The following is an 11187-nucleotide window of genomic DNA, read 5'->3' as shown; positions in this document are numbered from 1 at the left end:
TTCCTGGCCTGCAGGGAAGCCCTGAAGCGCGAGCTCGGCGTCGAACCCGAAGAGGCGACGCGGGCGCTGGTCGAACGGATCGAAGCGCCCGACAAGGCGCCGAAGGAGCCAGTAGCTGACAGCGGCACGTCCGAGGAAGTGAAGGCGCCGCGCCCTGCCGTTTCGGTGCCGGAAAAGCCGTCGATCGCAGTCCTGCCGTTCCAGAACATGAGCGGCGACGTCGAGCAGGACTATTTCACCGACGGCGTCGTCGAGGAGATCACGACGGCGCTGTCGCATGTCAGCTGGCTGTTCGTGATCGCACGCAATTCCGCCTTTGCCTACAAGGGCCGGGCGGTCGACGTCACCCGCGTGGGCCGCGAACTTGGGGTCCGCTACGTGCTGGAAGGCAGCGTCCGCAAGGCCGGCAGCCGGCTGCGCGTGGCCGGCCAGCTCGTCGAGGCGGCGGCGGGGACAAGTCTCTGGGCCGATCGCTTCGAGGGCGACGTGTCGGAGGTATTCGAACTGCAGGACCTCGTCGCCTCCCGCGTCATCGGCGCGATTTCGCCCCGGCTCGAGCAGGCCGAGATGGCCCGCGCCAAGCGCAAGCCTACCGAAAGTCTCGACGCCTATGACCACTATCTGCGCGGCATGACGAGCCTTTACCGCTGGACGAGGGAGGGGTTGGATGAGGCGCTGCCACAGTTCTACAAGGCCATCGAGCTCGACCCCGACTTTGCCGCGACACAGGGCGCTGCCGCCTGGTGCTATTTCTGGCGGATGGCAAATGGCTGGATGACCAACCGGCATCAGGAGACCGCCGAAGTCGCCCGCCTGGTCGGCAACGTCGTCATTCACGGTCAAGACGATGCGGTGGCGCTGGCCTTCAGCAGTGTGGCGCTTGGCTACGTCGTCGGCGACTACGAGGCCGGCTCGGCGCTGGTCGATCGGGCGCTCGTGCTCAACCCGAACTGCGCCACCGCCTGGAGCGCCAGCGGCTACCTCAAGGCCTGCTACGGCGATCCGGACATCGCCATCGAGCACCTGTCGCGGGCAAGACGGCTGAGCCCGCTCGATCCGCTGACCTTCTTCATGCAGACCTTCACCGCATTCGCCCATTTCGTGGCCGGCCGCTACGATACCGCCTGGCCGCTGGCGGAAGCGGCTTCACGGGCGCAGCCATATTATCTTACTGGTCTGCGTGTAGCCGCCGCCAGCAATGCCATGGCCGGCAGGCGGGATGCCGCGAGCAAGTATATCGCGCGTTCGCGGCAGCTCGACCCAGAACTGACGCTTTCCAACCTCAAGCACCGGGTTGGGCCAATCAGGCCGGCCTATTTCGCCAAATATTTTGAGGCCCTGCGGCTGGCCGGCCTGCCCGAATGACACGTCCTAGGCGCACTTGTCTTCAATCCGGCAGCGTCGCAGCCTCGATTTCCCGTCCCAGCCGAAGCGTTTCGCGCACCAGCAGGTCGAGATCGTCGCGGCGCGTGCGGTGATTGGCGATCGCCACTCTCAGGCAATGCCGGCCGTGCACGGTCGTGTCGGACAGAGCCGCGATGCCCTCTTCCTGCAGTCTCAACATGATCTCGGTGTTGAACGCCTTGAGCCGCTCTTCGGACCCGTCATCAAGCCGGTGTCGAAAACTGACGATGTTGATGGTGGTCGGCGCCATCAGTTCGAGCGCCGGCTCCGCCTCGATCAGTCCGGCGAGGTAACGAGCCTGGGCGATGTTCTGGTCGATCAGCCGGCCGAACTTTTCGACGCCATGCTCCTTCAGCGCCATCCAGATTTTCAGCGCGCGAAAACCGCGCGACGTTTGAAGCCCGTAGTCGTTCAGCCACGCTCCGGAGGCAAGGCCGCGCGGCGTCGATTCCAGATATTCCGGCGTGACGGCAAATGTGTTGCGGTGGGCCGACGCGTCCCGCACCAGCGCGCAGCCGGCCTCGAAAGGCGCATGCAGCCATTTGTGCGGGTCGAGCGCGATCGAATCGGCTTGTTCGATACCGGCGACGAGCGATCGGTTCTCGGGCGCGATCGCGATCAGCGCGCCGATGCAGCCGTCGACATGGAACCAGAGGTCTTCTTCGGCCGCCACTTTCGCCAGCACCTGCAGATCGTCGACCGCGCCGGTGTTGACCGTGCCGGCGGTGCCGATCACGCAGGCCGGCTTGAAACCCGCCTCGCGATCCTCCGCGATGGCCGCTTTGAGCGCGCCGATGTCGATGCGCAACCCTGCGTCGGTCGGGATTCGCCGCAGCGCCCGGTTGCCGAGGCCAAGCGCTTCCATGGCCTTGCGGTGGCAGGAATGGACCTGGTCCGAAGCGTAGTAGCGCAACGGCTTCGGCATAGCGGCGACACCCCGCTCGCGCACGTCGACGCCGGCCTTGGCGTTGCGCGCCACGGTCAAGCCGATGATGTTGGCCATCGAACCGCCGCTGACCAGCGTGCCGCTGGACGAGGCCGGGAAGCCCATCATCTCCTTCATCCAGTTGACCACCTGGCTGTCCAGCAAGCCGGCGGCATGGTTGCCGCCGCCGAGATTGGACCCCTGGATCGCGGCCAGGAAATCGCCGATCGCGCCGGTGAAGTTGCTGGCCCCCATATACCAGGACCAGAAACGCGGATGGATGTTGCCCATCGGATAAGGCATGACGTTGCGGGCGACATCGTCATAGACCTCGGCCACCGGCGCCGGCGATCGCGGCAGGGGTGTCTTGAAGAACGATCGCACCTCGGCCGGCATCTCGCGCCACACCGGACGCTCACGCACATCCCTGAGATAGGTGATGGCGTCATCGAGTATCCGGTGCGAGAGCGCTTCCGCATCGGCCCAGTCCGCCGGATCGAGCGTTTCGTCAGCGGCCGTTAATTCCCGCAAGCTATCCATGCGATTTCTCCCGCAGCCCTTTCCAGATCGGCCAATGTGCAGCCAATCACCGCGGCGTCGCCACTCGAAAATGGACGACGCCGCGGATCGTCGTCAGGCCTCGAACTGGCAACTGGGCGTCGAGCGCGACAGCGCCGTCTCCTCGGCGTCCATCTCGGCCTCGATGCCGTCGAAGAGCGGCGTCGACATGTAGCGTTCGCCAGTGTCGGGCAGCATGCACAGGATCACCGAGCCCGCCGGGGCCTTACCGGCGATCTGGCGCGCCACGGCGAAGGTGGCGCCGCCGGAGATGCCGGTGAAGATACCTTCCTGCTGCGCCAGCGCCTTCGCCCACTTGATGCCTTCGGGACCAGGGATCGGCACCACCTCGTCATAGTAGCGCTGGTCGATCGCCTCCTGCAGCACATTGGGGATGAAGTCAGGAGTCCAGCCCTGGATCGGATGTGGCTCGAAAGCCGGATGGCTGGCGGCCGGCGCGCCGCCGGCGCCGCGCTCCTGGGCCTTGCCGCTGCCGATCAGCTGCGCGTTCGCCGGCTCGGCGAGCACGATCCTGACTTCCGGCCGTTCCTGGCGCAGCACGCGGCCAACGCCGGTCACCGTGCCGCCCGTGCCGTAGCCGGTAACCAGATAGTCCAGCCTTGAGCCCGCGAAATCGTTGATGATCTCGCGGCCCGTGGTCGCCTCATGGATGGCGGCATTGGCTTCCGTCTCGAATTGGCGCGCCAGGAACCAGCCATTGGCCTCGGCGAGCTCCACCGCCTTCTTGTACATGCCGAAACCCTTCTGGGCGCGCGGCGTTAGCACCACCTTGGCGCCCAGCATGCGCATCAGCTTGCGGCGCTCGATGGAGAAGCTGTCGGCCATCGTCACCACCAGCGGATAGCCTTTCTGCGCGCAGACCATGGCAAGGCCGATGCCGGTGTTGCCGCTCGTTGCCTCCACGACCGTCTGGCCGGCCTTGAGCTTGCCGCTGCGCTCGCCTTCCTCGATGATGTTGAGCGCCAGCCGGTCCTTCACCGAGGCCGCCGGATTGAAGAACTCGGCCTTCACATAGATCGTCGCGTGACCCGGCCCGAGATTGTTGATGCGGATGACCGGCGTGTCGCCGACCGTGTCGAGAATGCTGTCGAACAGCCGGCCGCGCCCGGCCGTGGTCCTGATTTTCAACTGATGCAACATGGATCTCTCTCCTCGAAATCTCACATGCCGGTTACAGACCGGCGGACTGGGCGGCGCGGTTTCGACACCTTGCCGCGTTAGGTTGCTTGCCGACATTCGGCAAAGGCCGCATCCGGCTCGAGAACTCGTCGCCAGATGCGCCCTGTTGTGTTTGGTGATAGAACATGGACCAACCAGTCAGCGTGGGAGCGAGCGTGGAAACGGACGTGGAATCCGTTTGGTCGGCCCAGAAAAGCAAGGCAGCCCGCCTGTCGATCCGACTGCTCGGCCCGCTCGCGATCATGCGCGACGATGTTCCCGTCGCGCTGCCTTCGTCACGCAAGCTGCGCGCGCTGCTTGCCTATCTGGCGCTGGCGCCGCGCCCCGTCAGCCGCAGCCGTCTTTGCGAGCTTCTCTGGGACGTGCCCAACGATCCGCGCGGCGAGCTGCGCTGGTGCCTGAGCAAACTGCGCGCAGCGCTCGACGAACCCGGCCTGCGCCGGATTGAGACGGAAGGCGACACCGCGGCGCTTCGCCTCGGCGATATGAGCGTCGATGCCGTCGTGGCCGCTGCCGCGGTGGCGGAAGGGATCGAGACGCTTAGCCTCGACCGTCTGCGGGCGCTTGCGCAACTGTTCGCGGGCGACTTCCTCGACGGGCTGGAAGTCGATCGCAGCCCGCATTTCGGCAGCTGGCTGACGGCGCAGCGCCGCCGTTTCAGCGCATCCCATGTCGCGGTTCTGGAGCACATCATCGACCTTCTTCCGCGGGGAGCCGACGAGGCCGGCGCCTATATCGACAAATGGCTGGAGCTTGCGCCCTTCGACGGCCGCGCGCATGTGGCGCTGCTGGAGAACCTGGCACGGCGCGGGCAGTTCGGCGCCGGCGAAGAGCACCTAGTGACGGCGGCGGAGCTGTTCCACTCGGAAGAGCTGGATTTCACGCCGTTGCGCGAGGCCTGGCAGGAGATAAGAGCCCGCAACGCCGGCGCAACGCCATGCGCCCGATCCGGGCCGCCCTTCCCGGCCCCGGACCTGCCGGCTGGAGCGATCGAATCCGAGCCCGCGGCGACGCGCCGGGCTTCGCTCGCGGTTATGCCGTTTGCGGAGAGCGCCGGCGCTGGCGGCTTCCGTGGCGGTCTTGCCGACGGCCTCACGCATGACATCATCACGCGGCTTGCCAAGCTTCGCGATTTCTTCGTCATCGCCCGCGGCTCGGTCTTCGCGCTCGCCGAAAAGAACATTGCGCCGGAAGACGCCGGACGTCGGCTGAATGTCGACTATGTCGCGACGGGCTCGGTGCGAGCTCTGCCGGGCCGATTCATCGTGTCGGTCGAGCTTGTCGAGGTCCGCACGGCAAGGATCGTCTGGGCCGAGACCTTCGAGCACAAGCCCGACGACATCTTCATCGTCATCGAGGATATCGGCAACAGCATCGTCTCTTCCATTGCCGCCGAGATCGCGACGGTGGAGCGCAACCGCGCGTTGCTGAAGGCGCCCAATTCGCTCAATGCCTGGGAAGCCTACCATCGCGGCCTCTGGCACATGTATCGCTTCACCCGACAGGAAAACGAGCTCGCGCAGCATTTCTTCGGCGAAGCGTTGAAGCTGGACCCCACTTTCGCGCGCGCCTATGCCGGCATGTCCTTCACCCATTGGCAGAACGCTTTCCAGCGCTGGGGCGACCGCGATCGCGAGACCGCGCTTGCCTTCGAAAGCGCCGGCCAGAGCCTGCTGGTCGACGACCGCAACCCCGCCGCCCACTGGGCGATGGGCCGCGCGCTATGGCTGCGCGGCGAGCAGGACGGCGCGCTGCTGGAACTGGCGAGTGCCGTCGACCTCAGCCCCAATTTCGCGCTCGGCCATTACGCGCTGTCTTTCGTTCATTCTCAGTCGGGCGACCCGCAATCGGCGATCGGCTCGTCCGACCATTCGCGTCACCTCAGCCCCTTCGATCCGCTGCTGTTCGGCATGATGGGCGCGCGCGCCATGGCCCATGCAAGGCTGGGCGAATTCGAAGCGGCGGCCGAATGGGCGCTGAAGGCGGCCGCGAGGCCAAACGCCCATGTCATCATCCTGGCGATCGCCGCCCATTGCCTGGCGCTGGCCGGCCGGCATGACGAGGCGCGGACCTTCGCCGCCACGATCCGCAGCACCTTGCCGAACTATCGTGCCGACGATTTCATCGCCACCTTCCGCTTCGACCGGGATGGGGAGGCTCTGTTCCGCAACGGCGCCAAGCTGATCGGACTGAATTGAATCCAGTCGGTTGCTAGAGCAATTCCAGGAAAAGTGTGAGCGGTTTTCCGTCCGGAATTGCGTAAAAACAAAGGGATAGAGCGGATCGCCGTTTCCGTGAAACGGTGAAACGCTCTAGTGGGATAGCGGCCCGCTTGCCTTCCGCCAGGCGTCGATGCCGCCTTGGATGTGGCGAGCGTTGGAAATCCCGACATCCTGCGCCGCTTGCACCGCCATCGCAGAACGCTCGCCGAAGGCGCAGTAGAACAGCAGCTGCTTGGCTGTTGATTTGGCCAGCTCATGCAGCATGCCGCCGGCCATGATGTTCTCCTGGAGCCGCGCATAGGGCAGATGGATCGCGCCAGGGATGACGCCGTGGCGCTCGCGTTCGGACTGCTCGCGCAGGTCGATCAGCGCCACGTCGGGCCGCCCGACAAGCGCCAACGCCTGCTCGGCGCTCACCGCCCAGCCGCGGGCGGCGATGTCGTCCTGATGCAGCCCGACCCGCATGTTGGCGGGCACGGCCACATCCATCATCTTCGGGTTGGCCAGGTTCAGATTGTTCATGATGTTCACATATTCGTCGACCGACTTCACCTGCAGGCGCGGGTTGAAGGCCTTCTCCTCGCCGATCGTCGACACGGTCTCGCCCTTATAGTCATGCGCCGGGAAGATCAGCGTTTCGTCGGGCAGCTTGAGTAGGCGACCGAAGATCGATTCATACTGCTGGCGCGGATCGCCGTTCTGGAAGTCGGTGCGGCCGGTGCCGCGGATGAGCAGCGTGTCGCCGGTGAAGACCCGGTCGGGCAGGACGAAGCTGTAGGAATCGTCGGTGTGGCCGGGTGTGTAGATGACGTCGAGCGCCAGCCCCTCAATGCCGAGCTTATCGCCGTCGGCAAGCCGCATCGACACCACGTCGGCCTTGGTCTGCTCGCCCATGACGGTCACGCAATGCGTCCTGTCGCGCAACGCGCCGAGGCCGGTGATATGGTCGGCGTGAAGATGGGTATCCACCGCCTTTACCAGCCTCAAATCCAGTTCGTTGACCAATTGCAGGTAACGCTCGACCTTCTCCAGCACCGGATCGATGATCAGCGCCTCGCCGCCCTTGCGACTGGCGAGCAGATAGGAATATGTGCCCGAGACGGAATCAAAGAGCTGGCGGAAAATCATCGTCGCGTACCCCGCTGCATTTTCACCGCCGGGCATCGCCCTCGCGGCCGTAGCAATATTCTACTGCATAGGCTTCTGAAATCAGAATGGATTTCGAAAAATATATAATTCGGTAGACGGCCTTCCCATGGCGATGGAATGCCACCTTCAAACGCGGCGCCGGCCGGCGGTCAGCTGTCTCAAAAAGCCTTGCTGAGACGAGCTACCCCCCAGACAGTGAAGGCATTGTCGCTGCCGTAACCCACCTCTAAGCCGGCATTGAGCGTCATGCCGGCGCTCACCTCCGCCGCGACGTCCGCGCCGGCAAAGCCGCGCAACACGAATTTTCTGCCGCCCGCGGGAAAAGAGATGTCCTGGCCGAGCAGCGTTGCCGAAACGTCGTCGCTGTTTTGCGCGATCGCGTCGACCCCCGCGCGAAGCGTGGTTTGCCAGGCCTGGCTTGGCGTGCTGACGGGAGCGAGCGCCAGCCCGAGCTGGCCGCGGGCCTCGAAGACGTTGACGTCACGCCGCGAGACCGCAAGATCGCCGTCCGAGCCGGTCTCCGTGTAGTCGTCGAAGAAGAGCCCAGCGTAGCGCAGCCGCACGCTGGGTATCAGCGTTCCGGCCGTCACCGGCAGCCGCATGCCGAGCGTGACCGAGGGGCTCAGGAAAACGCCGTTGAAATCGGCCCGCGCCGTTTCGATGCCGCCGAGCACCAGATTGTTCGCGACATGGCGGCGGCTGCGCTCCTGTAGCACGCCGGCGACGAACGCCGCCTCGGCGAAATGCGCACCTGCGTCATAGCCGAGATAGCCGCCCGCAAACGCGCCGCGATGGACGATCTCCTGCGCGTCGTCGTCGACCTCGGTAGACCCGGCGGCGCCGCCGAGGAACAAGCCGCCGAGGAAGCCGTCGCCCGAGCGCCTTTCAGCGCCGGCGACCACACCGCCCAGCGCCTCGCTGAACCCGGCCGATGCGCCGGAACCACCCTGGGAGCGTATCCCGCCGAAAGTGGAGATCCAGGCGTCCGGACCTTTCCGTAGCGCAGGCAAGCCGTCGTCTGGGGCAGCCATACGGGCCTCGGCGACACCGGCTATGCCGTCGACAAGGTCCTCGATCAGCGGCCCGCTGCTCGCAAACCCGGTGATGTCGACCACCGCCACGCTGTCGCCGCTGGTCACGAACGGCCTGCCGCCGGTGAGGATGGTTTGCGGCGGGCCGCTTCCTGAAAAACTCATGACGGCGTTAAGCCCAGGGCCGAAACTGACGGTGTTGCCGCCACCGGAAAAGACGATCGGCCCCTGGATGGCCGTCCCGCCCAACAGGTTCAGCGTGGCGCCAGACGCGCCGAAATAGATCGCCACGCTCTGGTCACTGAAGACGTGACCGGAATTGGTGATGACGGAACTGCCGCCCTGGGCCGCAATGCCGACACCGCCCAGACCCTCTACGATCACCGAACCGGAATTGGTGATCGTGGCGTTGCCGAACAGCGCACTGATACCCGTCGAAGCCGTCCCGAAGACATCGACCGTGCCGCTGTTGGTGATGGTGATGTCATTGCCGCTCGCGCCGATGCCGACCGAAGCCAGGCCCGACACAACGATCGACCCGGAATTATCGAGTCGCAGCCCGTTGCTCTGCCACAGAATCCCTCCGGCCGCGGTCCCATAGGCCTCGATGGATCCGCTGTTGTCCACCGTCAGGTCCGGCCCGTCGCCGATTATGCCCGCGGCAGCCGTGCCGGAAACGCCAATAAAGCCATGGTTATCCACATGCCCGGCCGGAGCATCGCTGATGATCCCGTATGTGGCGACGCCAAGCGCTTCGATCGTGCCGTTGTTCACGATCTGCGTATCGCCGCCTTCCGACAAAATGCCGATCGAGCCATCGCCGATCGCCAGGATGGCACCGTTGTTGAGGATGGTCGCGTCGGGCCCTTGCGAATGCACATTGGCGGCGCCGCCGCCCAATCTTGCGATCAGCCCGTAATTGGTCAGCCGTTGACCCGAATTGAACATCTGCACGGCATCGACGCCGGCGCCGAATGTTTCGATCGCTCCGTTTGCCTGCACGAGGCCGGTATCACCGGCATTGCTCATCGTCTGCTGGCCGGCAATGACGCCATTGCCGATGACAAAATCTTGGGCGAGCGCCGCGCCGCTTCCAAGCGAGACTCCGGCGACAATCGACAGCGCTATCGCGCCTGGAACCCCTGTGCGCGACGTCGGCATCACCCCTCTGGCGCATGGCCACGCAACAGGTGGATTCTGCGCCCGAAGGAAGCGAAAGACAAGCCGCAGGCAAAACGCCCAGCCAGGGCGCTATACGCCTGCGAAGAAGCCTATCGCCGCAGTACCGCGCTCAGCACGTCGCGGATGCCGATCGCGCCGACGAAGCGCGAGCCTTCGTCGAACAGCGCCACCGGCGCCGTCTGCGAGCGGTGCATGGCGAGCATCACCGTTTTCAGCGGCGTGCCGGGATTGGCCCAGAACACCTGGGCGCCCTCTTCCGGCTGGCGCTCGACATCGGCGCAGGAGACCCACACCGCCGGCTTGCCGTCGCGCTCGGCCGCGGCCACCAGGCCATGCTCGTCGATCTTGAAGCGCGTCGTCTTGCGCCTGTCGAGCCACACCCAGCCATCCTCGCCCTGCTCCAGGTCGCGGCGGTCGCGCATCACGTTCCACGCCGTCAGCACCGACAACGGGTTCACATTGGCGATGAAGTCGCGGACATAGTCGTTGGCAGGCCTGAGCACGATGTCTTCCGGCGCGCCGGTCTGGACGATGCGGCCGCCTTCCATGATCGTGATGTGGCTGCCGATCTTCAGCGCCTCCTCGAGGTCATGGCTGACGAAGATGATGGTCTTCTTCAGTTCCGCCTGAAGCTGCAGCAATTCGTCCTGCAGCTTGGTGCGGATCAGCGGGTCGAGCGCCGAGAACGGCTCGTCCATCAGAAGGATCGGCGCCTCGGTGGCGAAGGCCCGCGCCAGGCCGACGCGCTGCTGCATGCCGCCCGAAAGTTCATGGGCGTATTTCTTCGACCACTGGTCGAGATGGACGAGCTGCAGCTGCTTCTGCACGCGCGCCTTGCGTTCGGCTTCCGGCACGCCGGCGAGCTCGAGGCCGAAGCCGACATTTTCCTCGACGGTGCGCCAGGGCAGCAGGCCGAACTGCTGGAACACCATGGCCACCTGCTTCTGCCGCAGCCGCCTCAAGGTCGCCTCGTCGCAGGTGACGACATCGACGATGCGGTCGCCGTCCTTGACCAGCACCTGGCCGCGCGACACCACGTTCAACCGGTTAACGGCCCTCAGCAGCGTAGACTTGCCGGAGCCGGACAGGCCCATCAGCACCGAGATCTCGCCTTCGTGCACGGTGAGGCTGGCGCCGGCGCAGCCCAGCACATTGCCGGTCTTTTCCAGGATCTCGGCGCGCGTGGCGCCCTGGTCGATCAGCGCCAGCGAACCTGCCTGGTCGGCCCCGAAGACGATGTCCACATTCTTGAAATCAACCGCGACGGTCATTTCTTGCCTCCAACGCCGATGCGGGTCATGCGGTCGAGCACGATCGCGAGCACAACGATCGCGAGGCCCGCCTCAAGCCCGAGATCGATGCGGCGCGAGCCGAGCGCGCGGTTGATTTCCGTGCCGAGGCCGCCGGCGCCGATCAGGGCGGCGAACACCACCATCGACAGCGACAGCATGATCGATTGCGTCAGACCCGCCATGATGGTCGGCAGCGCCGATGGCAGCTCCACCTTCCACAGGAG

8 protein-coding genes are annotated in these 11187 nt (G+C 65.4%); 2 read left to right on the top strand and 6 right to left on the bottom strand.

The window, feature by feature from the left end; translation table 11 throughout:
- Window positions 1-1365 (top strand): CadC-family transcriptional regulator (locus EOA24_RS41570; RefSeq protein ID WP_189353942.1); only part of this gene is annotated, 1365 nt, incomplete at its 5' end.
- A 22-nt stretch (window positions 1366-1387) separates the two neighbouring features.
- Here EOA24_RS41570 and EOA24_RS14205 read toward each other — a convergent pair.
- Together EOA24_RS14205 and EOA24_RS14200 are read right to left on the bottom strand one after the other, a co-directional pair.
- Window positions 1388-2869, bottom strand: coding sequence for an aspartate aminotransferase family protein (locus tag EOA24_RS14205; protein WP_126081625.1), 1482 nt, complete (start codon window positions 2867-2869; stop codon window positions 1388-1390).
- Window positions 2870-2962: 93 nt separating this feature from the next.
- Window positions 2963-4048 carry a pyridoxal-phosphate dependent enzyme gene (locus EOA24_RS14200; protein WP_126081624.1) on the bottom strand — a complete coding sequence of 362 codons (1086 nt, stop codon included), beginning with the start codon at window positions 4046-4048 and terminating at the stop codon, window positions 2963-2965.
- A gap of 281 nt (window positions 4049-4329) precedes the next feature.
- Between EOA24_RS14200 and EOA24_RS14195 the strand changes: the two genes are divergently transcribed.
- Entirely contained in the window at window positions 4330-6285 is a 1956-nt protein-coding gene (locus tag EOA24_RS14195) for a transcriptional regulator (RefSeq protein WP_126083737.1), read from the top strand.
- 114 nt (window positions 6286-6399) lie between these two features.
- On the opposite strand, the gene EOA24_RS14190 is transcribed toward EOA24_RS14195, so the two are convergent.
- The 4 genes from EOA24_RS14190 to EOA24_RS14175 form a co-directional block, all read right to left on the bottom strand.
- On the bottom strand, window positions 6400-7437 hold the full coding sequence (locus tag EOA24_RS14190; RefSeq protein WP_126081623.1) for an MBL fold metallo-hydrolase: 1038 nt from the start codon (window positions 7435-7437) through the stop codon (window positions 6400-6402).
- Window positions 7438-7616: 179 nt separating this feature from the next.
- Window positions 7617-9650, bottom strand: a complete 2034-nt coding sequence (locus tag EOA24_RS14185; RefSeq protein ID WP_126081622.1) for an autotransporter outer membrane beta-barrel domain-containing protein — start codon at window positions 9648-9650, stop codon at window positions 7617-7619.
- 110 nt (window positions 9651-9760) lie between these two features.
- Window positions 9761-10942, bottom strand: a complete 1182-nt coding sequence (choV, locus tag EOA24_RS14180) for a choline ABC transporter ATP-binding protein (RefSeq protein WP_126081621.1) — start codon at window positions 10940-10942, stop codon at window positions 9761-9763.
- Window positions 10939-11187, bottom strand: a 249-nt coding sequence (locus tag EOA24_RS14175) for an ABC transporter permease subunit (protein ID WP_127409871.1), incomplete at its 5' end; no start/stop codon positions are given. The genes choV and EOA24_RS14175, both read right to left, overlap by 4 nt.

Origin of the sequence: Mesorhizobium sp. M2A.F.Ca.ET.039.01.1.1, assembly GCF_003998035.1 — a bacterium.
In the GTDB taxonomy this organism is placed as follows: domain Bacteria; phylum Pseudomonadota; class Alphaproteobacteria; order Rhizobiales; family Rhizobiaceae; genus Mesorhizobium.
The sequence above is the reverse complement of the archived record's forward strand: the minus strand, read 5'-3'. Positions and strand labels throughout refer to the sequence as shown.